The organism is Micromonospora orduensis (assembly GCF_006228125.1).
In the GTDB taxonomy this organism is placed as follows: domain Bacteria; phylum Actinomycetota; class Actinomycetes; order Mycobacteriales; family Micromonosporaceae; genus Micromonospora; species Micromonospora orduensis.
In genome coordinates this window covers 25,340-48,922 of sequence record NZ_VDFY01000188.1, presented here as the reverse complement: position 1 = coordinate 48,922, position 23,583 = coordinate 25,340, and the positions used below count along the sequence as shown (strand labels likewise).

General features: G+C 72.9%; 27 protein-coding genes. 13 read left to right on the top strand and 14 right to left on the bottom strand.

The window, feature by feature from the left end; translation table 11 throughout:
• Positions 1–141: 141 nt before the first annotated feature.
• Positions 142–807, top strand: a complete 666-nt coding sequence (locus FHG89_RS21445; RefSeq protein WP_139586198.1) for a potassium channel family protein — start codon at positions 142–144, stop codon at positions 805–807.
• Positions 808–810: 3 nt separating this feature from the next.
• Complete coding sequence (locus FHG89_RS21440; protein ID WP_139586197.1) at positions 811–1,500, top strand: potassium channel family protein; 690 nt, start codon at positions 811–813, stop codon at positions 1,498–1,500.
• Positions 1,501–1,528: 28 nt separating this feature from the next.
• Here the strand turns inward: FHG89_RS21440 and FHG89_RS21435 are convergent, their stop codons facing one another.
• The 4 genes from FHG89_RS21435 to dut form a co-directional block, all read right to left on the bottom strand.
• Positions 1,529–2,212 (bottom strand): DUF3159 domain-containing protein, encoded by a 684-nt coding sequence (locus FHG89_RS21435; protein ID WP_139586196.1) that lies wholly within the window; start codon positions 2,210–2,212, stop codon positions 1,529–1,531.
• Positions 2,213–2,237: 25 nt separating this feature from the next.
• The gene (locus tag FHG89_RS21430; RefSeq protein ID WP_139586195.1) at positions 2,238–2,618 is read right to left on the bottom strand and encodes an OB-fold nucleic acid binding domain-containing protein; all 381 of its coding nucleotides are present in this window, start codon (positions 2,616–2,618) and stop codon (positions 2,238–2,240) included.
• 114 nt (positions 2,619–2,732) lie between these two features.
• Positions 2,733–3,395, bottom strand: coding sequence for a DUF3710 domain-containing protein (locus tag FHG89_RS21425; protein ID WP_139586194.1), 663 nt, complete (start codon positions 3,393–3,395; stop codon positions 2,733–2,735).
• A 25-nt stretch (positions 3,396–3,420) separates the two neighbouring features.
• Complete coding sequence (gene dut, locus FHG89_RS21420) at positions 3,421–3,963, bottom strand: dUTP diphosphatase (RefSeq protein ID WP_139586193.1); 543 nt, start codon at positions 3,961–3,963, stop codon at positions 3,421–3,423.
• Positions 3,964–4,047: 84 nt separating this feature from the next.
• Here dut and FHG89_RS21415 point away from each other — a divergent pair, with 84 nt between their 5' ends.
• A complete protein-coding gene (locus FHG89_RS21415; RefSeq protein ID WP_425280197.1) occupies positions 4,048–4,581 on the top strand; it encodes a DUF3093 domain-containing protein in 534 nt (177 codons plus the stop codon).
• A 19-nt stretch (positions 4,582–4,600) separates the two neighbouring features.
• Here FHG89_RS21415 and FHG89_RS21410 read toward each other — a convergent pair whose 3' ends face one another.
• Both FHG89_RS21410 and FHG89_RS21405 read right to left on the bottom strand, forming a co-directional pair.
• The gene (locus tag FHG89_RS21410; RefSeq protein ID WP_139586191.1) at positions 4,601–5,398 is read right to left on the bottom strand and encodes a hypothetical protein; all 798 of its coding nucleotides are present in this window, start codon (positions 5,396–5,398) and stop codon (positions 4,601–4,603) included.
• Positions 5,399–5,519: 121 nt separating this feature from the next.
• Positions 5,520–5,816 carry a DUF4193 domain-containing protein gene (locus tag FHG89_RS21405; protein WP_007075406.1) on the bottom strand — a complete coding sequence of 99 codons (297 nt, stop codon included), beginning with the start codon at positions 5,814–5,816 and terminating at the stop codon, positions 5,520–5,522.
• Between the two features lie 408 nt (positions 5,817–6,224).
• Between FHG89_RS21405 and FHG89_RS21400 the strand changes: the two genes are divergently transcribed.
• Positions 6,225–6,755: a LytR C-terminal domain-containing protein gene (locus FHG89_RS21400; RefSeq protein WP_139586190.1), complete on the top strand. Its 531-nt coding sequence runs from the start codon at positions 6,225–6,227 to the stop codon at positions 6,753–6,755.
• Between the two features lie 30 nt (positions 6,756–6,785).
• Here the strand turns inward: FHG89_RS21400 and FHG89_RS21395 are convergent, their stop codons facing one another.
• Positions 6,786–7,604, bottom strand: coding sequence for an inositol monophosphatase family protein (locus FHG89_RS21395; RefSeq protein WP_139586189.1), 819 nt, complete (start codon positions 7,602–7,604; stop codon positions 6,786–6,788).
• 457 nt (positions 7,605–8,061) lie between these two features.
• Between FHG89_RS21395 and FHG89_RS21390 the strand changes: the two genes are divergently transcribed.
• A complete protein-coding gene (locus FHG89_RS21390) occupies positions 8,062–9,672 on the top strand; it encodes an RNA polymerase sigma factor (RefSeq protein WP_139586188.1) in 1,611 nt (536 codons plus the stop codon).
• A gap of 245 nt (positions 9,673–9,917) precedes the next feature.
• Positions 9,918–10,151 carry a DUF7455 domain-containing protein gene (locus FHG89_RS21385; RefSeq protein WP_139586187.1) on the top strand — a complete coding sequence of 78 codons (234 nt, stop codon included), beginning with the start codon at positions 9,918–9,920 and terminating at the stop codon, positions 10,149–10,151.
• A 236-nt stretch (positions 10,152–10,387) separates the two neighbouring features.
• Here FHG89_RS21385 and FHG89_RS21380 read toward each other — a convergent pair whose 3' ends face one another.
• The 3 genes from FHG89_RS21380 to FHG89_RS21370 form a co-directional block, all read right to left on the bottom strand.
• Entirely contained in the window at positions 10,388–12,121 is a 1,734-nt protein-coding gene (locus FHG89_RS21380) for a DEAD/DEAH box helicase (protein ID WP_139586186.1), read from the bottom strand.
• 180 nt (positions 12,122–12,301) lie between these two features.
• A complete protein-coding gene (locus FHG89_RS21375; RefSeq protein ID WP_139586185.1) occupies positions 12,302–12,946 on the bottom strand; it encodes a trimeric intracellular cation channel family protein in 645 nt (214 codons plus the stop codon).
• A gap of 40 nt (positions 12,947–12,986) precedes the next feature.
• A complete protein-coding gene (locus FHG89_RS21370; protein ID WP_007456912.1) occupies positions 12,987–13,205 on the bottom strand; it encodes a DUF3039 domain-containing protein in 219 nt (72 codons plus the stop codon).
• A gap of 89 nt (positions 13,206–13,294) precedes the next feature.
• Between FHG89_RS21370 and FHG89_RS21365 the strand changes: the two genes are divergently transcribed.
• Both FHG89_RS21365 and FHG89_RS21360 read left to right on the top strand, forming a co-directional pair.
• Positions 13,295–14,230 (top strand): pseudouridine-5'-phosphate glycosidase, encoded by a 936-nt coding sequence (locus tag FHG89_RS21365; RefSeq protein WP_139586184.1) that lies wholly within the window; start codon positions 13,295–13,297, stop codon positions 14,228–14,230.
• A complete protein-coding gene (locus FHG89_RS21360) occupies positions 14,227–15,126 on the top strand; it encodes a carbohydrate kinase family protein (RefSeq protein ID WP_139586183.1) in 900 nt (299 codons plus the stop codon). The genes FHG89_RS21365 and FHG89_RS21360 overlap by 4 nt, the downstream gene beginning before the upstream one ends.
• A 72-nt stretch (positions 15,127–15,198) precedes the next feature.
• Here the strand turns inward: FHG89_RS21360 and FHG89_RS21355 are convergent, their stop codons facing one another.
• Entirely contained in the window at positions 15,199–15,558 is a 360-nt protein-coding gene (locus FHG89_RS21355; protein WP_208761044.1) for a DUF3099 domain-containing protein, read from the bottom strand.
• A gap of 102 nt (positions 15,559–15,660) precedes the next feature.
• Here FHG89_RS21355 and FHG89_RS21350 point away from each other — a divergent pair, with 102 nt between their 5' ends.
• On the top strand, positions 15,661–15,948 hold the full coding sequence (locus FHG89_RS21350) for a hypothetical protein (RefSeq protein ID WP_124771959.1): 288 nt from the start codon (positions 15,661–15,663) through the stop codon (positions 15,946–15,948).
• A gap of 14 nt (positions 15,949–15,962) precedes the next feature.
• Entirely contained in the window at positions 15,963–16,274 is a 312-nt protein-coding gene (locus FHG89_RS21345; RefSeq protein WP_124771984.1) for a hypothetical protein, read from the top strand.
• A 9-nt stretch (positions 16,275–16,283) separates the two neighbouring features.
• Here the strand turns inward: FHG89_RS21345 and FHG89_RS21340 are convergent, their stop codons facing one another.
• On the bottom strand, positions 16,284–16,865 hold the full coding sequence (locus tag FHG89_RS21340) for an HhH-GPD-type base excision DNA repair protein (protein WP_139586182.1): 582 nt from the start codon (positions 16,863–16,865) through the stop codon (positions 16,284–16,286).
• A gap of 103 nt (positions 16,866–16,968) precedes the next feature.
• Between FHG89_RS21340 and FHG89_RS21335 the strand changes: the two genes are divergently transcribed.
• Together FHG89_RS21335 and dtd are read left to right on the top strand one after the other, a co-directional pair.
• Entirely contained in the window at positions 16,969–18,453 is a 1,485-nt protein-coding gene (locus FHG89_RS21335) for a DUF7782 domain-containing protein (RefSeq protein WP_208761042.1), read from the top strand.
• A 40-nt stretch (positions 18,454–18,493) separates the two neighbouring features.
• Positions 18,494–18,916: a D-aminoacyl-tRNA deacylase gene (dtd, locus tag FHG89_RS21330; RefSeq protein WP_139586181.1), complete on the top strand. Its 423-nt coding sequence runs from the start codon at positions 18,494–18,496 to the stop codon at positions 18,914–18,916.
• 14 nt (positions 18,917–18,930) lie between these two features.
• Here dtd and FHG89_RS21325 read toward each other — a convergent pair whose 3' ends face one another.
• Complete coding sequence (locus FHG89_RS21325) at positions 18,931–19,719, bottom strand: sporulation protein (protein ID WP_139586222.1); 789 nt, start codon at positions 19,717–19,719, stop codon at positions 18,931–18,933.
• A 243-nt stretch (positions 19,720–19,962) separates the two neighbouring features.
• On the opposite strand from FHG89_RS21325, the gene sigB reads away from it, so the two are divergent.
• Positions 19,963–20,967: an RNA polymerase sigma factor SigB gene (gene sigB / locus FHG89_RS21320; RefSeq protein WP_167517486.1), complete on the top strand. Its 1,005-nt coding sequence runs from the start codon at positions 19,963–19,965 to the stop codon at positions 20,965–20,967.
• A gap of 59 nt (positions 20,968–21,026) precedes the next feature.
• Here sigB and FHG89_RS21315 read toward each other — a convergent pair whose 3' ends face one another.
• Positions 21,027–23,582 carry a bifunctional acetate--CoA ligase family protein/GNAT family N-acetyltransferase gene (locus FHG89_RS21315; protein WP_139586179.1) on the bottom strand — a complete coding sequence of 852 codons (2,556 nt, stop codon included), beginning with the start codon at positions 23,580–23,582 and terminating at the stop codon, positions 21,027–21,029.
• Between the last annotated feature and the right edge of the window lies 1 nt (position 23,583).

Genomic DNA, 23,583 nt, shown 5'->3' with positions numbered 1-23,583 from the left:
ACGGCGGGAGCGCGGGGGTGGGCGATCGTGACCGCCGCGCGCCACGGGGTACGGTCGGTCCCCGCCGCGCACCGGGACGTGGCAGGCTCGCATCGAGAGGCCACCGGCAGCGGGAGCGGTAGCACCTTTGGGAGGGACAGCGTGCACGTCGTGATCATGGGTTGTGGCCGGGTCGGGTCGACCCTCGCCCACAGCCTGGAGTCCCGGGGGCACTCGGTGGCGGTGATCGACCAGGACGCCGACGCCTTCCGTCGGCTCGGCCCCGACTTCGCCGGGATCACGGTGACCGGGGCGGGCTTCGACGGCGAGGTGCTGCGGCAGGCCGGCATCGAGCGGGCGGACGCCTTCGCGGCCGTCTCCAGCGGCGACAACTCCAACATCATCTCGGCGCGGCTGGCCCGCGAGACGTTCGGCGTGTCCCGGGTGGCCGCCCGGATCTACGACCAGCGCCGGGCGCAGGTGTACGAGCGCCTCGGCATCCCGACCGTGGCGACAGTGCGGTGGACCGCCGACCGGATGCTGCGGCACCTGGTGCCGGAGGGCAACGTGGAGATCTTCCGCGACCCCACGAGCACCGTGTCGATCGTCGAGGTTCCGGTGCACAAGGACTGGATCGGCCGGTCGGTGCGCGCGCTGGAGGAGGCGTCCGGGGCGCGGGTGGCCTACCTGATCCGCTTCGGTATCGGCACGCTGCCCACCGCCTCCAGCGTCGTGCAGGAGGGTGACCAGGTGTTCATGCTGGTCAGCGACGACATCGTGGCGACTGTCACGTCGGTGGCGGCGACGCCGCCGGAAGGAGGGCACTGAGCCATGCGGGTCGCCATCGCGGGCGCGGGCAACGTGGGCCGCTCCATCGCCCAGGAGCTGATCGACAACGGCCACCAGGTGATGCTGATCGAGCGCCAGCCGAAGATGCTGCGCCCCGACCGGGTGCCGGCCGCCGAGTGGGTGCTCGCCGACGCGTGCGAGGTGGCCAGCCTGGAGGAGGCGAACGTCGCCGGGTGCGACGTGGTGGTCGCCGCCACCGGCGACGACAAGACCAACCTGGTGCTGTCGCTGTTGGCCAAGACCGAGTTCGCGGTGCCGCGCGTGGTGGCCCGGGTCAACCGGGCCGAGAACGAGTGGCTCTTCACCGAGCAGTGGGGCGTCGACGTCGCGGTGAGCAAGCCGCGGGTGATGGCCGCGCTTGTCGAGGAGGCGGTCACCGTCGGCGACCTGGTCCGACTCATGACCTTCCGGCAGGGCGAGGCCAACCTCGTCGAGATCACCCTGCCGCCGACCGCGCCCTACGTCGGTCAGCCCATCCACGCGGTCCCGTTGCCGCGCGACTCCGCGCTGGTGGCGATCCTGCGCGGCAAGCGGGTCCTGGTGCCCAGCCCGGACGACCCGATCGAGGCCGGCGACGAGCTGATCTTCGTCTGCACCGCCGAGGTGGAGGACGACGTCCGCGCGGTGATCCTCGGCGCGGACAGCGTCGAACGGACCCGCGGCTCGCGCTGAACGCGCGGCTGAGGGTCGCCTGGAACGCTCAGGCGCCGGGCAGCGGGGTGGGCTGCGGCTCCCGGGTGACCCGGCGCACCGTCCAGACGGTGATCAGCAGCAGCAGCGCGTACGGCGGGTAGCCCAGGGCCAGCCGGGCCACGCCCAGCGCGGTGTCCTGGTGGGCCAGGTAGAGGCCGGCCTGCACGCCGACCTTGGCCAGCCAGACCACGCCCCAGAGCACCGTCAGCTGGGTGAAGGTGCGCACCAGCTTCGGGTCGGCCCGCCACTCCGAGCGGCCCTTGGCGACAAGCACCGACCAGATCCAGCCGACCAGCGGCTGCCGGATGGCCGCGGAGATCAGCAGGGCCACGCCGTAGCCGATGCCGTAGAGGATGCCCGGCAGGTAGAAATCCCGTTCGTCGCCCGTACGCCAGGCGATGGCCGCGCCGACACCGACGCCGAACAGCCCGTTGACCGCGTGCCGGATCGGCCGGCGCTGCGCCAGCCGGAGCCCGGCGATCAGCACCGCGACAGCCACCGAGGCGATCACGGCGGGCCGCAGCTCGCCGATGACGTTGGCCAGGACGAAGACCACCACCGGGATGCTGGACTCCACCAGCCCCCGCCAGCCGCCGAGCTGGTCGGCCATCTGCTCGGCGATCGTCGGCAGGCGCTCGTCGTCCTCGGAGCCGGTGTCCGGCTGCGCCGCCCGGTCCTGTCCCGTGGTCATCGCCGGCCCTCCGTCCGCAGTGCCGTCACCTGGGCGCGTCCAGCTCGTAGTACGGGTTGTAGATGACCTTGCGGTCGTCGCGCACCGCCATCCGGCCGCGGGCGGTCAGGTGCCGCCCCGGCTCGATCCCGGCGATGTGCCGCCGGCCCAGCCAGACCAGGGTGACGACGTCACTGCCGTCGTACAGGTCGGCCTCCAGCGTGGGCAGGTTGGTCCGCGGGGTGTAGACCACGGTGCGCAGCCGACCGGCGACCGACACCACCTGGCCCCGGGAGCACATCTGGGCCGGGATGCCGCCGCACTCGGCGCTCTCCCGACGCAGCTCCTGCGCGTCGATCTCGGCCTCGCTGGCGGTGAACCGCTGCAGGAGCCGCCGCAGCGACACCCTGCCCTCGTCGGTCATCATGACCTCCGCGTCACCCTCTCCACGCTCACCGGCCTCGGCCGGCCCCGGCGACGCCGGAACCGTGCCGCCAGCGTACGCCGACGGGGCCGATTCCGGCGGGCCGGTGCGCGTCGGTCAGACCTCGCGCGGCTCGGCGGCGGCGGAGCCGTCCTCGGCGCCGGCCTGGTCGGCGATCTCCCGGGGCAGCCGCAGCGGCAGCGGCTCACGGACCGGCTTCGCCTCGTGGCCCCGGTCGACCACCAGGCCCTCCAGGCACTCGGCCAGCGGACCAGCGGCGGCCGGGTCGGTCGCCACCGGGCCCTGGAAGACACCGCGGACCATCCAGCGCGGCCCGTCGACGCCGACGAACCGCAGGTTCGTCGGACCGTCCGGGGTACGCACCTGGGCGTGCAGCTCGGGGCCGTACTCGCCCTCGACCTCCTGCGCGGCGGCACCGTCGCGCAGCAACGACTGGCGGATCTCCTCGCGCACCTCGTCCCAGATCCCCTCGGACCGGGGGGCGGCGAAGACGCCGAGCTGCAACGCGTTGTCCCCGTGCACAAGCACCACCTGCTGAACCACGCCCTGCGGGTCGGCCTGCACCCGTACCTCCACCTCGGCGATCGCCGGGATGTGCAGGCTTCCCAGGTCGAGCCGCTGCACGTCGTCGTCGACCTCGGAGATGTCGTACGGGCCGCGCACCAGCGCGGACGCCTCGGCACCCTGGTCGAGGACCTCGGTGGTCCGCTCGTCGCGGGTGCGCCGCTCGGCACCGGCCCGCTTTCGGGAGAAGATCACTGCGCCCACCCTCCGCTGTTCACGCTCACCCTGCCACCTCTTCCGTCCGCCCGCGTCCCGGCTCGTCCGGCCGCTGCTCGACACGACCCTGACCCGCTGGCGTCGGCACCAACCCGGCGTGTCCGCCGGTGGAGCCGTGCCCACCGGTCCCACGCCGGGACCCGGGCAGCTCGACCACCGGCTCGAACCGGGCCCGCGCGACCCGCTGCACCACGAGCTGGGCGATCCGGTCGCCGCGGGAGATCTTCGCCGGTGTGTCCCGATCATGGTTGATCAGGTTGACCAGGATCTCACCCCGGTAGCCGGCGTCGACCGTACCGGGCGCGTTGAGCACGGTCACGCCGAGCCTCGCCGCCAGACCGGAGCGGGGGTGGACCAGACCCACGTACCCCTCCGGCAACGCGATGGCGACGCCGGTGGGCACCAGGGCGCGGCCGCCGGGCGGCAGCTCCACGTCCGTGGCCGCCACCAGGTCGGCGCCAGCGTCGCCGGGATGGGCGTACGTGGGCAGCGGCAGCTCACCGTCGAGCTGCCGCACGGGCACGGGCACGGGTACGACGTCGGTCACGGGTCCCCTCTTCTGTCCGGTTCACGGGGTGACCCTGCCATCCTGCCGGTTGGCCGGCCCGTCGTGCGCCGTACCCTCGCAGGAGTGAGCATGTCGCCCTCCCCGTCCGCCGATCAGTCGCCGGTCGCCACCCGCTCGGCGTACGCCGAGCGGCTGGATCTGCCCTGGTGGCTGTGGCTGGCGGGGCTGGTGGCCGCCGCGCTGCTGGCCGTCGAGGTCTGGATGGGCGCCCCCGGCGTCCGCGCCTGGCTGCCGTTCGCGGTGCTGCTGCCGGCGACGGCCGTCGGTCTGTGGTGGCTGGGTCGGATCCGGGTCGCGGTCGTGGACGCCGAGCTGCGGGTGGACGACGCCCGACTGCCTGTGCGTTTCGTGGCCGACGTGGTCCCGTTGGACGCGACAGGCCGCCGTGAGGTGCTCGGGGTGGGCGCCGATCCGCTCGCCTTCGTGGTGCAGCGGCCGTGGATCGGCGGCGCCGTGCAGGTGGTGCTCGACGATCCGGCCGACCCGACGCCCTTCTGGGTGGTGAGCACGCGGCGCCCGGTGGAGCTGGCCGAGGCGGTGCTGGCCGCCCGGGACGCGCTGCGGCTCGCCGACCGACCGGCCGGCGAGCCGGGCTGACCCGACGCCGACGGCCCGCTCAGGTGCCCGTGGGCGGGCCCGGCAGCTCCGGCGGTGGCGCCGGTCGGGCGATGCCACGGCGGCGCAGGTCCACCTGAAGCTGCTCGGCCATCTGCTGGGTGGCCCGACGGTTCAGGAAGCTGGCCACCGCCGCGCCGGTGAGGAACGGCCCGAGCGTGGTGAGGTTCCGGCCGAAGCGCCGCAGCAGCATGTCCCGCAGCTCCTTGCGGGCGGCGGTGCCGAGCACCGCGCCCACCCCGACACCGGGCACCATCGGGTTGACGCCGCGCTGGGTGGCCCACGAGTGCACCAGGGTGACCGCCCGTTGGCTGCCGGCGCCCGGCAGCTCCACGCCGTGGATCTCGTGCAGCTCGCCGACCAGCTTCAGCTCCACCGCCACCACGGCGACGGTCTCGGCGGCGAGCAGCACCGGCGCGGAGAGCAGGGTCGGGGCCACTGCCCACTCGACGGCGGCGACTCCCCCGCCGGCCGCGCCGATCGCCGCGGTGGTCCGCGAGGCGTTACGGATCAGGCGCTCGGCCAGGGCGGTGTCGTCCAGCCCCGGAAAGTGCGCGCGCAGGGTGGCCAGGTCCCGTACCGGCACGTGCGGGGCGATCTCGGCGACGGTGTCGACCATCCACCGCACGGCGGAGCGGGGCTTGAACAGGTCGGAGATCCCCCGGGCGCGGGCCTGCCCGACCATGCGGGTCAGCAGTTGACGGCGTCGGGCCGGCTCGATGTCGTCCGCGGTCAACGCGGCAACGGTGGCGCCGAGGTCGTCGGCACCACCGTCGGTGGTCTCGCCTCGATCGCTCATGGGTCGGACCTCCCGGTGCAGTGGGTTACCCGTTACGAGTCAAGCAGGTACCCACCGGGCACGCATGGCTACACCGGCAGCGGCGGCCCCGATCAGGAGGCCGCCGCTGGTGTCATGCGGGTCAGACGCACTCGCGGCAGATCAGCTCGCCGTTGCGCTCGACAGCCAGCTGGCTGCGGTGATGCACCAGGAAGCAGCGGGCGCACCGGAACTCGTCCTGCTGCATCGGTAGCACCTTGACCGTGAGCTCCTCGTCGGCCAGGTCGGCGCCGGGCAGCTCGAAGCTCTCGGCCACCTCGGCCTCGTCAACGTCCACCGCGCCCGACTGTGAGTCGACGCGCCGTGCCTTGAGCTCTTCCAGGCTGTCCTCGCCGAGGTCGACCTCGTCGCGACGCGGGGCGTCGTAGTCGGTGGCCATCGGTTTCACTCTCCCATATCGATGTTGTCGCTTCCCGGTTGTAACGCCGGACGACGCTGTTTCGGTTCCGCTGGCCGGCCACCACTTGTGTCGGGCACCCGACCCGGGGACCGTACGGGTCGGGACCGCCGGGGCGACTCCCCTGCGAGCGCGGAACCTTACCCCCCCTTGGGCGAGGCATGTATACCGCCCTTGCGGCTGAGATGTACGCCCCAGCACGCGAAGTTGTTCCCAATGTGACTCAGGCGACACGAAGATAGGGGTAGTAGTACCCGGTTCGCGGTCGCCGCGCCGGCATGTCGGACTGTTTCCACGCGACGGCCGGACAACCGTTAACCTCAGCGGCGTATTCGACGGCCGGCGGTCAGAGATCGTTGCCACCCACCTGACGTCCCGGGGAGCGCCCTGATGAGTTTTGCGCGAGTACGAGCACTCGTCGTCGTCGGTCTGCTGGCGGTCATCGCCCTGGTCTTCGTCGTCGTGGCCGTGGTCCGCGACAGCCAGGGCAACGCGGGCACCGCCGCGGGCTGCCCCGAGGGGTGGCCGCTGGCCGACCTGACCCTGCGCGAGCGCAAGGACGTGAAGATCAACGTCTACAACGCCACGAACCAGCCCGGCCTCGCCCGTACGGTCGCCGACGAGTTCAGCAACCGGCAGTTCCAGGTCAAGAAGACCGCGAACGAGAAGAAGCAGGTCGACGGCATCGCGGTGCTGCGGTACGGCCCGAAGGGCGTCGGCTCGGCCCACCTCTTGCAGGCGTACTTCCTCAACGAGGCCGACCCGGGCTACGACGAGAAGCGCACCGACGACACGGTGGACGTCGTGCTCGGCAACGGCTTCCAGCAGTTGGCCACCACCACCGAGGTCAACCAGTCCCTCGGTGACTCCGGGGCGCCGGAGGCGCCCAAGGGCACCTGCCCGATGCCGGTCAAGAAGTAGCAGGGCAGCCCGCGGCCGGTCGGTGGCGTCTCAGGGGCCGCCGGCGGCGTCCAGGTCGTCCAGGCGGTCGTGCAGCGGCGCGAAGAGGGCCTCCGGCGCCGCGATGACCAGGTCCGGGCCGGCCGGTAGCCCACGCAGGCCGGCCACCCGCAGCCCCGCCTCGCTCGCCACCAACCCGCCGGCGGCCTGGTCCCAGGCCGCCAGACCCTTCTCGAAGTACGCGTCCACCCGCCCCTCGGCGGTCAGGCAGAGGTCCAGGGCGGCGGCGCCGAGGCGCCGGATGTCCCGCACGTGCGAAATCAGTCCGGCGACCACCCGGGCCTGGTGCGAGCGGCGCGCGGCGTCGTAGCCGAAGCCGGTGGCGACGAGCGCCTGCCCGAGGTCGGTCTCCGTCGAGCACCGCAACCGCTGCCCCGCCCGCCAGGCGCCGCCGCCGAGGGTGGCCGTCCACTCCTCGCCGGTGAACACGTTGCGGACCACCCCGGCGACGACCACCCCGCCGACCTCGGCGGCCAGCGAGACGGCGCTGTGCGCCAGCCCGTACAGGTAGTTGACCGTGCCGTCGATCGGGTCGACGATCCACCGCACCCCGCTGCCCGTCGCGCCGGGGGCACCCGCGCCGTACTCCTCGCCGAGCACCGAGTCGTCGGGGCGGATCGTGGCCAGGGCGTCCAGGACCTGCCGCTCGACGGCCCGGTCGGCGGCGGTGACCACGTCGGTGATTGTGGACTTGGTCGCGGCGACCTCGACCCCCGCGGCCCGCATCCGGTACGCGGTGTCCGCCGCCTCCCGTGCCACGTCGATCGCGATCGCGAGCAGCTCCTGCGGCGTCGGCGTCGAGCCGGTCATGGTTCGTCCCTTTCCACACGCCGGCGCCCTACGGGCCCCATCATGATCCATCGTCGCGGCGACAAAACGACGCCGGCCAGCGTCGGGTCTGACCGGCATGTGCGCTTTGTGTTGGTAATGTGCGCTAAGTGCTCAGCTCCCCGGCCCGCCCACGGCAACCATCGCTGGTCAACCGTCGGCCGGCGACGACGGTCGAGCCCTCAGCGCCGTACGCGAGTATCATCCTTACAAAGTCCACATCAGCGCCGAATCGGCGGTCTCACCGCCGTTACGCAGTGCGGCGCAGGATGATCGCCGCAGACGGCGTTACAATTCACCCCTGCCCACGCGCCACGGACCGCCGACCACCGGCCGGCCCGGGACACGGGGGCCCCTCAACCACATCGCCCGGCCTGGTTGACCCATGCTGTGCCGGACGACCCGGCCGTGCCCGCTCTTCGCCTCCGGAAGGTCATTCGTGACAGAACCCCGCCAGACCGGCGCCGACGTTCGCTCGCTCACCGACACCCTGATCGCCCACGCGCAGAGCGCCGGTGGTCAGCTCACGTCGGCCCAGCTCGCGCGCACCGTCGAGTCCGCCGAGGTGACTCCGGCCCAGGCCAAGAAGATCCTGCGGGCGCTCTCCGAGGCGGGAGTGACCGTGGTGGTGGACGGCTCGGCGAGCACCCGCCGCCGGGTCGCCGCGGCCCGGTCGACGACGCCGGCGTCCCGGGCCACCACCGCCAAGACCACCAAGAAGGCCGCCGCCCCCGCCCCGAAGCAGGCGCCCGCCTCCGACGAGGCGTCGGCGACGCCCGCCCCGCGGAAGGTTGCCCCCCGCAAGGCCGCCGGCGGCACCGCCGACGTGGCCGCCGCCGCGCCGGCGAAGGCCACCAAGTCGACCCGGGCCACCAAGGCGACGGTCGCCGCAGCAGCCGGCGCCAAGCCGGCCAAGGCGGCCGGCAAGGCCAAGGGCGAGGGCGCCGACGGCGAGATCGACCCCGAGGAGCTCGCCGCCACCATCGAGGACGTGGTCGTCGAGGAGCCGGCCGAGCTGGCCCAGGCCGCCGAGACCGACGCCGCCGCCTCCGCCACCGACAACGACTTCGAGTGGGACGACGAGGAGTCCGAGGCGCTCAAGCAGGCCCGGCGCGACGCCGAGCTGACCGCCTCCGCCGACTCGGTCCGCGCGTACCTGAAGCAGATCGGCAAGGTCCCCCTGCTCAACGCCGAGCAGGAGGTGGAGCTGGCCAAGCGCATCGAGGCCGGGCTCTACGCCGCCGAGCGGCTGCGCGCGGCCGACGAGGGCGAGGAGAAGCTCACCCGCGAGATGGTCCGCGACCTCGGCTGGATCTCCCGCGACGGCGAACGCGCCAAGAACCACCTGCTGGAGGCCAACCTCCGCCTCGTCGTCTCCCTCGCGAAGCGGTACACGGGTCGCGGCATGGCCTTCCTCGACCTGATCCAGGAGGGCAACCTCGGCCTGATCCGGGCCGTGGAGAAGTTCGACTACACCAAGGGCTACAAGTTCTCCACGTACGCCACCTGGTGGATCCGGCAGGCGATCACCCGCGCCATGGCCGACCAGGCCCGCACCATCCGCATCCCGGTGCACATGGTCGAGGTCATCAACAAGCTCGGCCGCATACAGCGCGAGCTGCTCCAGGACCTGGGCCGCGAGCCCACGCCGGAGGAGCTGGCCAAGGAGATGGACATCACACCGGAAAAGGTGCTGGAGATCCAGCAGTACGCCCGGGAGCCCATCTCACTGGACCAGACCATCGGCGACGAGGGCGACAGCCAGCTCGGTGACTTCATCGAGGACTCCGAGGCTGTGGTCGCGGTCGACGCCGTCTCGTTCTCGCTCCTGCAGGACCAGCTCCAGCAGGTCCTGCAGACGCTCTCCGAGCGTGAGGCGGGTGTCGTACGCCTGCGGTTCGGCCTGACCGACGGTCAGCCGCGGACGCTCGACGAGATCGGCCAGGTCTACGGGGTGACCCGGGAGCGGATCCGGCAGATCGAGTCCAAGACGATGTCCAAGCTGCGCCACCCGTCGCGTTCGCAGGTCCTCCGGGATTACCTGGACTGAGCGGGTTTCGTCAACCGAACGTGTCGTTTTGACCACCTGGTGTGCAACACCAGATGGTGATCGTCCGGATGCACGAATGTGATCGTTGACGTGGCACCCTGGGTGCACGGCACACTGTCCCTGCCATGTGTGACCTCGGTCCCCCGCGGGCACACAGGGAAGGCAAGGCCCGTCAAGGGTGTTGCACGATAGGTGAGCAACGACCGAAGAGATTGTTCATCGGTGACGACCAGAGGAGGAAGGCGATGACCCCGACCCTCACGCCGCCGCCCGAGACGGTGGCGCCCCCAGCCGCCGATGAACGGTGCGACCGCTGCAATGCTGCCGGGAAGCTCCGGATCACTCTGGCGGGTGGGAGCGAGCTGGTGTTCTGTGGGCACCACGCGAACAAGTACGCGGAGGATCTCGTGAAGATCACCGAGCGGTTCGCAACGGAGCCCGATTTCAGCTGGCGTGGCGCCGAGTTGATGGCGAACTAGATCCGCAAACCGACATAGCCGGCCGGAGGTACCCCGAGGGTGCCTCCGGTCGGCTTTTCGCTGTCCGCCCACCCGGCCACCCCAAGATCCGCGGGCCGCTGCGATGCACAAGCCAGTCGCCTACGGACGCGACCGGTCGCCGAGCTTGCGAGGTGTGGTCAGCGGGTGCGAGGCACCCGGGACGGATCGCCCACCCTGCCCGATTCACGGCATCGGGCTTGACCGACCCGTCGGACTCAGAGGGTTTGTACGGTGGCGATGCGTTCTTCGAGTTGCTCGATGGTGGCCTGGGCGCTGGGCGGGCCGCCGCAGAGCCGGCGCAGCTCGGCGTGGATCTTGCCGTGGGGCTGGCCGGTGCGGTGGTGTCGGGCGGCCACGAGGGCGTTCAGTTGGCGCCGGAGCGCCACACGACGCTGGGCGGCACTCATTGGTGCCGGGGGCGCCGCGGCGGGCGCAGCGGCCGGCTGAGCGGCCCGCTCGGCGGTCCGGCGGCGTTGGGCGGCGAGTTGGGCGGCCTGCCGCTTGGTCAGCAGCAGGGAGACCTGGTCGGCGGTGAGCAGACCGGGCAGGCCGAGGTATTCCTCCTCCTCGGGGGTGCCGGCCTGGGCGGCGGTGCCGAACGACGCGCCGTCGAAGATCACCTGGTCCAGCTCGGCGGTGGCCGAGAGGGCGGCGAACCGCTTCTCCAACTCCCCGCTGGCCTGGTCGTCGCGCTGTGCCCGTTCCAGCAGGTCGTCGTCGAAGCCGTCGGCTTCCTTGGGTTTGCCGAGCACGTGGTCCCGCTCGGTCTCCATCTCGCTGGCCAGGCCGAGCAGGTGCGGCACGCTGGGCAGGAAGACCGACGCGGTCTCCCCGGGCCGTCGGGCCCGCACGAACCGGCCGATCGCCTGCGCGAAGTAGAGCGGGGTGCTGGCGCTGGTGGCGTAGACCCCGACCGCGAGTCGCGGGATGTCGACCCCCTCGGACACCATCCGCACCGCGACCAGCCACCGCTGGTCGGACGCCGCGAACGTCGCGATCCGCGCGGACGCGCCCTGGTCGTCGGAGAGCACCACGGCGGCCTTCTCGCCGGTCACCTGCTCGATCAGCTTGGCGTACGAGCGGGCGGTCTGCTGGTCGGTGGCGATGATCAGGCCGCCGGCGTCGGCCATGCCGGCGTTGCGCAGCACGGTCAGTCGGGCGTCGGCGGCCCGGAGCACCTGGGGCATCCAGTCCCCGGCCGGGTCCAGGGCGGTACGCCACGCCTGCGCCACCAGGTCCTGGGTCATCGGCTCGCCGAGCCGGGCCGCCAACTCCTCCCCGGCGTTGGTACGCCACCGGGTCTCCCCGGAGTACGCCAGGAAGAGCACCGGTCGGACGACGCCGTCGCGCAGGGCGTCGGAGTAGCCGTACACCGAGTCGGCGCGGGAGCGCAGCAGCCCGTCCCCGCCCCGCTCGTAGCTGACGAACGGGATGGGGTTGTCGTCGGAGCGGAACGGCGTCCCGGTGAGCATCAGCCGGCGTACGGCGGGCTCGAAGGCGGCCTTCACCCCGTCACCCCAGGTGCGGGAGTCGCCGGCGTGGTGGATCTCGTCGAGGATGACCAGGGTGCGCCGGGTCATGGTGCGCCGCCGGTGCACCTGCGGGGCCATTCCGACCTGGGCGTAGGTGATGACCGCGCCGTGGAAGTCGGCCGCGGAGTGCACGTCGGCGTTGCGGAACGCGGCGTCGAGCTGGATGCCCACCCGGGCGGCGGCCTCCGCCCACTGGCTCTTCAGGTGCTCGGTGGGGGCGACCACGGTGACCGCCTCGACGGTGCCGTCGGCGAGCAGCTCGGCCGCGATCCGTAGGGCGAAGGTGGTCTTGCCGGCGCCCGGTGTGGCGACCGCGGTGAAGTCCTCGGTGCGCCGGCGCAGGTACTCCACCAGGGCCTTGCGCTGCCAGGCACGTAGTGCCGGGAACGTCTCGAGCACCGGCGTCCGGGCTGCCACGCGAAGCTCCTCTCCGACCGCACGACGGCGGACCCCGGGCGAGGGCCACGAGTACCGCCGCCCATGAAAACGCCTCCGCGCAGTAGCTGCCGCGAAGGCCGACTCAGCATAACCAGAGCGGGCCGCACAGCCCAGGCGACGCCACGCTGGTCACATCTGCCACCCCAGCGGAACGCTGTCTCACCACTCCGGGTCACCGGTGTGCGGTGGTCGCAGCGTCGCCACCGGGGCGGACCAGCGCCGACGCAGCGCGATCAGGCGCAGCCCGAAGACCAGCACGGCAGCGGCGGTGAGCGGCACCGGTCCGGTCTGTCCGGTGACGTACAGCAGGACCACCATCACCGAGCCGGCCAGCGCGGCGAGCGCGTAGATCTCCCGGAGCAGCACCACCGGGATCTCGGCGGTGAGCAGGTCCCGGGCGACCCCGCCGCCGATCGCGGTGAGCATGCCGATCAGGCAGGCGCCGACGGCGGGCACCCGGGCGTCGAGCGCCTTGAGCGTGCCGGTCACGGTGAACAGCGCGAGGCCCGCCGCGTCGAGCACCAGCACGGTGGTGCGCAGACGGGCGAGCTGCGGGTGTAGCCAGAACACGGCGAGCGCGGTGATCGCGGCGGTGGCCGCGTACCGCCAGTCGGCGAAGGCCAGCGGCGGCACCTCGTCGATGACCAGGTCGCGGAGGATCCCGCCGCCGAGCGCGGCCGCGAAGCCGACGAACGCGATACCGAACAGGTCCAGTCGCTTGGCCACCGCGGCCGAGGCTCCGGAGGCGGCGAACACCGCCACCCCGGTCAGGTCGGCGAGGAGAAGGGCGGTGGAGGTGGTCATCGCCGCAGGCTACGTCGCCGGCCCGATCGCCGGCCGGGCTTTACTCGCGGTACGAGTCGTAGATCTCCTTGCACTTGGGGCACACCGGCGAACCCGGCTTGGCAGCCTTGGTGACCGGGAAGGTCTCCCCGCAGAGCGCGACGACGAAGGTGCCCATGACGGCACTCTCGGCGATCTTCTCCTTGCGGACGTAGTGGAACATCTCAGGACCGGTATCGGCGTCCTTCAGCTCCGGACGCTCGAGAACCTCTGTGCTCACGTCTGCACCTCCGACCGTCAAGTTTGGCAGGTCATCACGGCCGGGTCCACTTGAGGCCGGCCGGAGCCCTACCCCGTACCGTGCTCAACGTGACTGAATTTCGCATCAGCTACGGCACCGACGTCTCCCACGCCCTGCGCGACGGCCGGCCCGTCGTCGCCCTGGAGAGCACCATCGTCTCGCACGGCCTGCCCCGGCCGCAGAACCTGCGGGTCGCCCGGGAGATCGAGCAGACGGTCCGGGACGCCGGGGCCGTCCCGGCGACGATCGGCATGGTCGGCGGCGAGTTGGTGGTGGGCCTCGACGACGCGCAGCTGACCCGGCTGGCCACCGTCGACGGCGTGAGCAAGCTCTCCGTACGCGATCTGGCGGTGGCGGCGGCGACCGGGGCGGACGGCGCCACCACCGTGGCCGCGACCAGCGCCGTGGCCGCCGCGGCCGGGATCGGGGTGTTCGCCACCGGTGGTCTCGGCGGGGTGCACCGGGAGGCGGCGCACACCTTCGACGAGTCGGCGGACCTGATCACCCTGGCCCGGACGCCGATCGCGGTGGTCTGCGCGGGGGTCAAGTCGATCCTCGACGTGGGCGCGACGCTGGAGCGGCTGGAGACGCTCGGGGTGGCGGTGGTCGGCTACCGCACCCACCGCTTCCCCGGCTTCTACCTGACCGACGGCGGATTCGACCTGGACTGGTCGCTGGAGTCACCGGAGCAGGTCGCGGACGTCCTCGCCGCCCGCGACGGACTGGCCGTGCACACCGGCGGCCTGATCATCGCCAACCCGCTGCCGGTAGACGAGCAGCTCGACCCGGAGCTGCACGACCGGACCCTCACCGACGGCCTGGCCCGGCTGGAGCGCGACGGGATCACCGGCAAGGCCGTCACGCCGTACCTGCTGGCGCACTTCCACTCGGCCACCGAGGGCGCGAGCCTGGCGGTGAACGTCCGGATCATCCTGCGCAACGCCGACCTGGCCGCGCGGATCGCGGTCGCCTCGGCCGCCCGCAGCACCGCTGTCGCGGCATGACCCGAGCGGCCCGGGTGGTCGTCGTCGGGGACGTGCTCACCGATGTTGTCGCGGTACTGGCCGGGCCGCTCGCGGCCGGCTCGGACACCACCGCCGAGATCAGCCTCGGCGGTGGTGGGCAGGCGGCCAACACCGCCGCCTGGGTCGCCGCGCAGGGGGTGCCCGTCACGCTCGTCGGCGCGGTCGGCGACGACGAGGCGGGACGGGACCGGGTGGCCGAACTCGACCGGGCGGGCGTCGACTGCGCGGTGCAGCGGGTCGCGGACGTACCGACCGGCACGGTGATCGTGCTGGCCGGTGACGACGAACGGACCATGGTCACCCAGCGGGGCGCGAACCTGCGGCTGAGCGCCGAGCACGTCGACCAGGCCCTCGCGGCGCTGCCCGACGCCGGGCATCTGCACCTGTCCGCGTACACCCTGCTGGACGCCGGGTCGCGCGACGCGGGACTGCGGGCGTTGGCCGCGGCCCGCGAGCGCGGGCTCACCACAAGCGTCGACGCTGCCTCCGCGGCGCCGCTGCGGCGGGTCGGCGCGGCGGCGTTCCTGGCCTGGGTGCGCGATGTCGACCTGCTGCTGGTCAACGCGGACGAGGCAACGGTGCTGGCGGGTGGGCTGGACCCGGCGGCGCAGGGGCGGGCGTTGTCGGCGACGGCCCGGCGGGTCGTGGTCAAGCGCGGCGCGGCGGGCGCGGTGTGGGTGGACCGGGGTTCGGTGGTCAGCGTGGCCGCGGCCCGGCGGGTCGCGGTGGTGGACGTCACCGGGGCGGGCGACGCCTTCGCGGCCGGCCTGCTCACCGCCTGGCTCGGCGGCGCCACGCCGGCGGCGGCGATGGGCCGCGCCACCGACCTGGGCGCGCTGGCCGTCTCCACCGTCGGCGCACGGCCACAGCCCTAGCGGTCGGCGCCTGCCCTGGTCGTCGGCGCGCGGCCACGGCCATGACCGGTCGGACCCTGGCCCGGGGACGGGTCAGGGTTCGGCGTCGATGATCTTGTGGGGGCGCTCCTCGGCGGTGAGGCTCATCGGCGGGGTGCCGTCCACCTGTCGCCGGTGGAACCGGTTGGCCAGCCGGTGCTGCTCCTTGGGCGGCCTGTCGTTGGCCAGCAGCACGGCCAGCCACGGGATGAGCACCATGCCGAGGGCGCACAGGGGCAGCCAGAGCCACAGCAGTGGGGCGTTCGCGCCGACCAGGATCGCGCCGGCGACGATGCAGGCCACCCGGATGCCCATCATCAGGACATAGCGGCGCTGACGACTGGTGAGCTGATCGTTCTGGCTGCGCGAGGCGTCGGTGATCAGAATCGGCTGGTACGCCTGCCGCTTCACCATGGACCTCCTCGAGGGGGTTACGCCTCATCCTGTCACCGCGAGACCGTGATCAGCGAACTTCGAGTGATCCGGTGCGTGTTACGCACGTGGTACGCTCCCGGCGTGGGCAGCAGGTTCAGCTTCACCGACGAGGCGTTGGCCAACCTGAGGGTCTACGACGTCACACCCGGGGAAGTCTGGGAGGCGCTGCACAGCGCCCGACGGGTGATCCGCCACCTGGGCGACGACGTGATGGTGGTCTACGCCGCCGCCCGCCGGGGCCGCCGACTGGCCGTGCTGCTCGCCGAAGCCGATGGCACCGACAACGACTGGGACATCCTCTCCGCCCGCGAACTGAGCGACGTCGAGTCCAAGCGCTACGACGAGGCCGTACGGAGAGATCGCCGATGAGGGGGGCCGTGACGATGCACCGTAACGACGCGACCAAGCAGTTCCACAGCGGCGACGACCGGATCGCCGATCTGATCGACGAGAGCCCGGCGGTGGACCTGCCCACCCCCGACACCGACGTGCCGATGGTCAGCCGATCGGTCCGGCTCCCCCTGGACACCTACGAGCGGGTACGCGCCGCCGCCGACGCCCGCGGCATCGGCGTCACCACGCTGATGCGGCAGTGGATCGAGGCGGGACTGGCCGACCTGGACGACTCCGCCACCGTCTCGCTGGCCGACGTCCGGCGCGCGCTGGCGTCACTGGCGCACCCCACCGCCGCCTGAGCCACCGGGTCAGCCGCCGGCGGTCTTCGCCTTGGCCGCCGCCTTCATCTGCTGCTTGTACTCCCGCACCCGGCGCAGCGAGTCGGCGTCGGTGACGTCGGCCACCGACCGGTACGCGCCCGGGTCGCCGTACCCGCCGGCCGCCTCCCGCCAGTCCTGCGGCGTCACCCCGAACCGCTTGCCGAGCAGCGCCACGAAGATCTGCGCCTTCTGCTTGCCGAAGCCGGGCAGCTCGGACACCCGGCGAAGCAGCTCCGGGCCCTCGGTGACGTCGGACCAGAGCAGGGCGGCGTCACCGTCGTACCGGTCCACGAGGACCTGGCACACCTCCTGCACCCGGGCGGCCATCGCCTTCGGGAACCGGTGCAGCGCGGGCGGGGTGGCGAAGAGCGCGACAAGCGCCTCCGGGTCGTACCCGGCCAGCTCCGCCGCGTCCAGATCGTGGCCGAGTCGCTGGGTGAGGACGTACGGCGAGGAGAACGCCTTCTCCATCGGCACCTGCTGGTCGAGGACCATGCCGAGGAGCAGGGCCAGCGGGCTGCGCTCCAGCAGCCGGTTGGCCTCCGGGTCGATGGGAAGCACGAGCGTCATGCGCACATCCTGCCTCGCCCGCTGACCCGCCGGACACCGACGCACCGGAACGGTTACGGCGGGTGGTGCCGACCGGTGACACGGCGAGGGGCAGGATGGCGGCGTGGACGAATACGACATGCTGCTCTCCCCTGCCGGCGTCGACGCGCTGCGGACCGCGCTGACTCGAGCCCGGTTCACCAGCAACGGCATCGCAGGGCGGCTCGGATCGCAGGCCACCGGCGCGGTCGCGCGCAACGACCACCGGGCCGCGCTGCGCGCCACCGAGGACCGCGACCCGCTCGGCACCCTGATCCGGGTGTTCATCTGCGACCAGACCGAGTCGGAGGCGACCGTGGCCGCCGCGCTGGCGCCGTTGAGCGTCGAGGAGGCGCTGGCCGGCGGGCTGGTCGAGCGGTACGGCGACGGTCTACGCGCCGGCGTCGACCTGGAGCCGTATGGCGACGAGTGGTGGGTGCTCGCCGACGTGCCGGCCAGCGCCCGGCCGGGCGTACCGCTGCGCGCCGAGCACGTCCTCGGCCTCGGCGGTGCCACCCAGACCCTGATCGGCGCGACTGTCCGCCGCCCGGTCGGCACCGCTCTGGACCTGGGCACCGGCTCCGGCATCCAGGCCCTGCACCTGGCCACCCACGCGGGCTCGGTAACCGCCACCGACCTGTCGGAGCGCGCCCTGCGCTTCGCGGCGACCACCGCCGCGCTCAACGGTCAGGACTGGGAGTTGCTGCGCGGCGACATGGTCGCCCCGGTGGCCGGCCGGCGCTTCGACCTGGTGGTGAGCAACCCGCCGTTCGTGGTGGGTCCGGGCACCACCACGCACATCTACCGCGACTCGGGTCGAGTGGGTGACGCGATCGGCGCCGAACTGGCCGCCGCCGCCCCCGACCTGCTCACCGAGGGCGGCACCATGCAGTACCTGGCGAACTGGGTGCACGTCGCCGGCGAGGAGTGGGACGAGCGGGTCGCCGGCTGGTTCGCCGGGACCGGCCTGGACGCCTGGGTGATCCAGCGCGAGGTGGCCGACCCGATGGCGTACGTCGGCCTGTGGCTCACCGACGTCGGCGAGACCGCCGACCCGCAGCGGATGGCCGCCTGGCTGGACTGGTTCGACGCGCACAAGGTGGAGGGGATCGGCTTCGGCATCGTGTCGCTGCGCCGGAGTGGGCACGCCGACCCGGTGGTCCGGGTGGAGGACCTGAGCCAGCGGGTGCAGCCGCCGCTGGGCGACCAGATCGCCGCCTGGTTCGACCGCCAGGACTTCCTGCGGGTACGCGGCACCGACGCGCTGCTCGCCGAGCGCTACCGGGCGGCCGAGGGCCTCCAGCTGCGGCAGGAGGCCACCATGGGCGACGAGGGCTGGGCGGTGGACCGGCAGGTCCTCGCGATGCCGCACGGCCTGCGCTGGACCGAGGAGATCGACCCGCTGGTGCTGGCGCTGGTCGGCGGCGCCGACGGCCGGCTGCCGCTGCGCGACCAGCTCGCCCTGCTCGCCGCGGCGCACGACGTCGAGCCGGACGAGATGGCCGAGGCGGCCGGCCCGATCGTGGCGCACCTGGTGGAGCGGGGCTTCATCGAGCCGGTGAGCGCCTGATGCGGGCGGCACGGCCCGTCGACCGTCGGGACGCGCGCTGATGCGGGCGGTGGTGCAGACCGTCGGGCGGGCCAGCGTGACGGTGGACGGCGAGGTGGTCGGGGCGATCGAGAACGGCCTGCTGGTGCTGCTCGGGGTGACGCACACCGACACCGGGCAGACCGCCCAGACGATGGCCCGCAAGGTGCACGAGCTGCGCATCCTGGACGGCGAACGGTCCGCCGCCGACACCGGCGCGCCGATCCTGGTGGTCAGCCAGTTCACCCTCTACGGCGACGCCCGCAAGGGCCGCCGTCCGAGCTGGCTCGCCGCCGCCCCCGCCGAGGTGGCCGAGCCCCTGGTGACAGCCGTGGTGGAGGCGCTGCGCGAACGGGGAGCCAAGGTCGAGACCGGCCGCTTCCGCACCCACATGCTCGTCGAGAGCACCAACATAGGCCCCCAAACCCTCCTCCTGGACCTCTAGCCCCCACCCCCGGGTCAGGAGAAGAGGCCTCGGCGGGTCAGGGACTGGCGGAGCCAGTTGTCCAGTTCGGCGGTCCAGTCGGTGCGGTCGGCGGTGGCGTGGTCGACCGTGAACCGGCCGAACGCGTCCCGCCCCTCGCTGAAGACGCCGCCGCGCTTGTCGACCTCCAGGACCACCTGCATCTGCCGCTCGTCGGCGATGAAGGTGACCTCCAACTGGTTGATCGAGCGGGCGTACCGCGGCGCCGGGCTGAACTCGATCTCCTGGTAGAACGGCAGCGTCTGCCGTACGCCGTAGATGTGCCCACGCTCCACATCGGCCCGCGCAAAACGGAAACCGAGCCGCAGCAGGGCGTCCAGCAGCCGCTCCTGCGCCGGCAGCGGATGCACCGAGACCGCGTCCAGGTCACCCTTGTCGACCGCGCGGGCGACCTCCAGCTCGGTACGCAGCCCCATCGTCATGCCGCGCAGGTGCTGGCCGTACAGCTCGGTGACCGGCGTCTCCCACGGCACGGCGAAGCGGAACGGGATGTCGTACCGCTGCCCCGGCTCCAGCCGGAACGCGCCGGTGACCTGCTGCCGGTGGAACTCCTGGGTGGTGTCGTAGTCGTTGTCGCCGCTCTCCACCTCGACCCGGGTGACCAGGCCGAGCGTGACGTGGTCGATGTCGACCTGGTGGTCACCGCCGAGCACCTGGATGCGACCCTCCAACTGCCCGCCGGGGCGACAGTTCGGGTTGGCGAGCACCGTCTCGACCGACGGGCCGCCGACACCCATCGCCTTCATGAGCCGCTTGAAGACCACACCGTCCTCCATCTCCTGCGCCGTCGGGCCGGGCTGGCCGACCGTCCGCAACGTAGCCGGACCGGGCAGGTGCACACCGTGACGACACACCGCACCGGCGATCCGACCGGTTCCTGTCGGGTGCCCGATCGCCTCACTCCCGTTTCACGTCCCGCCCGCCAAGCTGTGTGTCACACCGGCACCACTGGGCCGGAAGACACGGCACAGACGTGGATACGGGGAGAGACAGAGATGGCCCTGCAGATGACGGAAAACCGGACCCGCCCGAGCACCAGCACCGACACCGACGGGGCCGTCGAGGCTCTCGCCGACCTGGACGCCACCGACGAGCGTGGCATCTCCACCGACCTGGTTCGGGCGTACCTCAACGGGATCGGTCGGACGAAGCTGCTGACCGCCGCGCAGGAGGTCGACCTGGCCCGACGCGTCGAAGCCGGCCTGTTCGCCGACGAGAAGCTGGCCACCTGCACCCCGGTCTCGGAGGAACTGCGGGCCGATCTGGAGCTGATCGTCGCGGAGGGCCGCGCGGCCAAGGACCACCTGCTGGAGGCGAACCTGCGGCTGGTGGTCAGCATCGCCAAGCGCTACACCGGACGCGGCATGGCCTTCCTCGACCTCATCCAGGAGGGCAACCTCGGCCTCATCCGCGCGGTGGAGAAGTTCGACTACGCCAAGGGTTACAAGTTCTCCACGTACGCCACCTGGTGGATCCGGCAGGCGATCACCCGCGCCATGGCCGACCAGGCCCGCACGATCCGCATCCCGGTGCACATGGTCGAGCAGGTCAACCGGATGGTGCGGGCCCGCCGCGAGCTGGCGGTGACGCTGGGCCGCGAGCCCACCGTCGCCGAGGTCGCCCGGGCGCTGGAGATCCCCGAGATCCAGGTCATCGAGCTGATCTCCTACGACCGGGAGCCGGTCAGCCTGGACCAGGCCGTCGGCGACGACGGCGAGAGCGCGCTCGGTGACTTCGTGGCCGCGGTGGACCCGCGTACCGAGCCGGGTGACGCGGCCGCGCAGGGTGAGCTGCGCAACGAGGTGAGCATCGTGCTGGCCACCCTGTCCCAGCGGGAGCAGGCGGTGATCCGGCTCCGGTTCGGTCTCGACGACGGCCGGCAGCGCACCCTGGACGAGGTCGGCCGGGAGTTCGGCCTGTCCCGGGAGCGGATCCGGCAGATCGAGAAGGTGACGCTGCTGAAGCTGCGCGCGCCGGAGCGGGCCCAGCGCCTGGAGGCGTACGCCTGCTGACACAGCGCCCCGCGCGCAAGCCCCCGGCGGTTCGCCGGGGGCTTGCGCGCGTACGCGGGTCAGAGGCGGCGCGGGCCGGTGTCGGGGCGGGCGGTCACCCCGCCGACGCGTACCTCGGCGTGCAGGACCGAGATGCCGTCCGGGCGGGCGAGCACCGGGTTGAGGGTCAGCGAGCGTACCCGGGGCTGCTCGTCGGCGAGCTGACCCACCCGTAGCAGCAGGTCGGCCAGCGCCGCCCGGTCGACCGGCGCCGCGCCCCGGTGCCCGCGCAGCAGCGGTGCCGCCCGGGGCTCGTCGACCAGTTCGGCGGCGTCGGCGTCGGTCAGCGGCACGGCCCGCCACGCCCGGTCGCCGAGCAGTTCGGTGGCGACCCCGCCGAGACCGAAGCCGACCACCGGACCGAACGCCGGATCCTCCACCAGCTCCACCACACAGGCCACGCCGGGCGGGACCATCGGCTGGACCAGGACGTCCGCGCCGAACAGCGCAGCCACCTCGGCGTACGCCCGGCGCAGTGTCGGTTCGTCGGGCAGGCCGAGCCGGACCGCGCCGAGATCGAGCCGGTGCCGCAGCCCCGGGGCGGCTGCCTTGAGGGCCACCGGGAAGCCCAGCCGCGCCGCGGCCTCGACCACCTCGTCGGCCGAGTCGGCGGGGACCGACGCCACGGTCTCGATGCCGTACGCGGACAGCAGCGCGCCCGGGTCGATGGTGTCGGCGCGCAGGGCGGCCTGCGCCGCGTCCCGGTCCACCCGGGGCAGCTCCGGCGTCACGCCGGGCGGCCGGCGCAGCCACTCGGCGTACCGGTGCACACGGGCGAGAGCGCGCACGGCCTCCTCGACACCGCCGTACGCCGGCACCCCGGCGGGCAGCCGGCCGACCAGGAACGTCGCCACCGTCGGCTTGCCCAGCGCCAGCGCGGCCGGCAGCGCGGCGGTGACGTCGGCGTCCACATCGGTGAGTTGGCCGGGCAGCGGGGGCGCGAACACCACCACCAGGGCGTCCACCCCCTCGTCGGCGGCCGTCTCGGCGAGGGCGGCGGCGAACTCGGCGGCGCCGGCGCTCGGCCCCACGTCGCGGGGGTAGCCGTCGGCGACGGTGAGGCCCTGCCCGGCGCAGGCCGTGGCGGCCAGGCCGGTCAACGCAGAGGAGTTGCCCACCACACCGACCCGGCCACCGGCCGGCAACGGCTGGTTGGCCAGCAGCACCCCCACGTCGAGCAGCTCCGACACGGTGTCCACCCGGATCACCCCCGACTGGGCGAACAGTGCCGCCACCGCGACCTCGTCCGGGCCGTCGCTGTCACCCACCCCGACCGGGCGGGCCGGCGAGGCGAGCGCCACGACCGGTTTCGCGCGGCCGATCCGCCGGGCCAGCCGGGCGAACTTGCGGGGGTTTCCGAAGGTCTCCAGGTACAGCATGATCACGTCGGTGCCGGGGTCGTCCTGCCAGTACTGAAGCAGGTCGTTGCCGGAGACGTCCGCCCGGTTACCTGCCGACACGAAGCTGGACAGGCCGAGGCCACGCCTGTCCGCCTCGGCGAGCAACGCCACCCCGAACGCGCCGGACTGGCTGAAGATGCCGACCCGACCGGCCGGCGGCAGCGCCGGGGCGAGGGTGGCGTTGAGGCGTACCGCCGGGTCGGTGTTGGCCACCCCGAGGCAGTTCGGACCGACCACGCGCATCCCGGCGGCGTGCGCCGCGCGGACCAACGCCCGCTGCACCGCCGCGCCCTCGGGACCGGCCTCGGCGAAGCCCGCCGAGATGACCACCAGGCCGTGCACCCCCGCGGCTGCCGCGTCGGCCACCACAGTGGTCGCCGCCTCCGGCGGGACCGCCACCACCGCCAGGTCCACCGGGACACCGGCGTCGACCGCCGACGGGTACGCGGGCAGACCCGCCACGGTCGACGCGCTCGGGTGCACCGGCACCACCGCGCCGGTGAAGCCGCCGTCGCGCAGGTGCCCGAGCACGGCCGCTCCGACGCCCTGGCCGGTGGCGCTGGCGCCGTAGACGGCGATGCCGCGCGGGGCGAGCAGCCGGGCGATCGACCGGGCCTCGGTGCGGTGCTCCCGGCCCCGCTGCACCTCCAGCGTCGCCTCGGTGGGCGCGATCGGGAAGCTCAGGTGCACCACGCCGTCGGCGTACTCGCGCTGGACCTGGTAGCCGAAGTCGGCGAAGACCCGCAGCATCGTCCCGTTGGTCGGCAGCACCTCGGCCACGAAACTCATGATGCCGTTGCGGCGGGCGGCGTCGGCCAGGTGCTCCATCAGCACCGAGCCGATACCCCGGCCCTGGTGGGCGTCCTCCACCACGAAGGCCACCTCCGCCTCCGGGGCCTGCGGGCCGAGCCGCTCGTACCGGCCGACCGCGATGATCTGGTCGCCGGCCAGCACGACGAACGCCTCCCGGTCGCGGTGGTCGACGGTGACGAACCGGATCAGGTCCCGTTCGGGGATGCGCGGGTACGGCGAGAAGTAGCGCAGGTAGCGGGTGCGCTCGGAGAACCGGCTGTGCATCGCCACGATGCCCGGCGCGTCGGCCGGGCTGATCTGTCGCAACTGGACGGTGCTGCCATCTCTGAGCAGCAGGTCCACCGGCTGGTCCACGGTCGTCACG

What these genes read in the sequence shown, in the direction of transcription:
- FHG89_RS21440 (WP_139586197.1), top strand. Translation starts at nt 811, where the DNA reads ATGCGGGTCGCCATCGCGGGCGCGGGCAACGTGGGCCGCTCCATCGCC.
- FHG89_RS21435 (WP_139586196.1), bottom strand. Translation starts at nt 2,212, where the DNA reads ATGACCACGGGACAGGACCGGGCGGCGCAGCCGGACACCGGCTCCGAG.
- FHG89_RS21430 (WP_139586195.1), bottom strand. Translation starts at nt 2,618, where the DNA reads ATGATGACCGACGAGGGCAGGGTGTCGCTGCGGCGGCTCCTGCAGCGG.
- FHG89_RS21410 (WP_139586191.1), bottom strand. Translation starts at nt 5,398, where the DNA reads ATGAGCGATCGAGGCGAGACCACCGACGGTGGTGCCGACGACCTCGGC.
- FHG89_RS21405 (WP_007075406.1), bottom strand. Translation starts at nt 5,816, where the DNA reads ATGGCCACCGACTACGACGCCCCGCGTCGCGACGAGGTCGACCTCGGC.
- FHG89_RS21400 (WP_139586190.1), top strand. Translation starts at nt 6,225, where the DNA reads ATGAGTTTTGCGCGAGTACGAGCACTCGTCGTCGTCGGTCTGCTGGCG.
- FHG89_RS21395 (WP_139586189.1), bottom strand. Translation starts at nt 7,604, where the DNA reads ATGACCGGCTCGACGCCGACGCCGCAGGAGCTGCTCGCGATCGCGATC.
- FHG89_RS21385 (WP_139586187.1), top strand. Translation starts at nt 9,918, where the DNA reads ATGACCCCGACCCTCACGCCGCCGCCCGAGACGGTGGCGCCCCCAGCC.
- FHG89_RS21375 (WP_139586185.1), bottom strand. Translation starts at nt 12,946, where the DNA reads ATGACCACCTCCACCGCCCTTCTCCTCGCCGACCTGACCGGGGTGGCG.
- FHG89_RS21360 (WP_139586183.1), top strand. Translation starts at nt 14,227, where the DNA reads ATGACCCGAGCGGCCCGGGTGGTCGTCGTCGGGGACGTGCTCACCGAT.
- FHG89_RS21355 (WP_208761044.1), bottom strand. Translation starts at nt 15,558, where the DNA reads ATGGTGAAGCGGCAGGCGTACCAGCCGATTCTGATCACCGACGCCTCG.
- FHG89_RS21345 (WP_124771984.1), top strand. Translation starts at nt 15,963, where the DNA reads ATGCACCGTAACGACGCGACCAAGCAGTTCCACAGCGGCGACGACCGG.
- FHG89_RS21340 (WP_139586182.1), bottom strand. Translation starts at nt 16,865, where the DNA reads ATGACGCTCGTGCTTCCCATCGACCCGGAGGCCAACCGGCTGCTGGAG.
- dtd (WP_139586181.1), top strand. Translation starts at nt 18,494, where the DNA reads ATGCGGGCGGTGGTGCAGACCGTCGGGCGGGCCAGCGTGACGGTGGAC.
- sigB (WP_167517486.1), top strand. Translation starts at nt 19,963, where the DNA reads ATGACGGAAAACCGGACCCGCCCGAGCACCAGCACCGACACCGACGGG.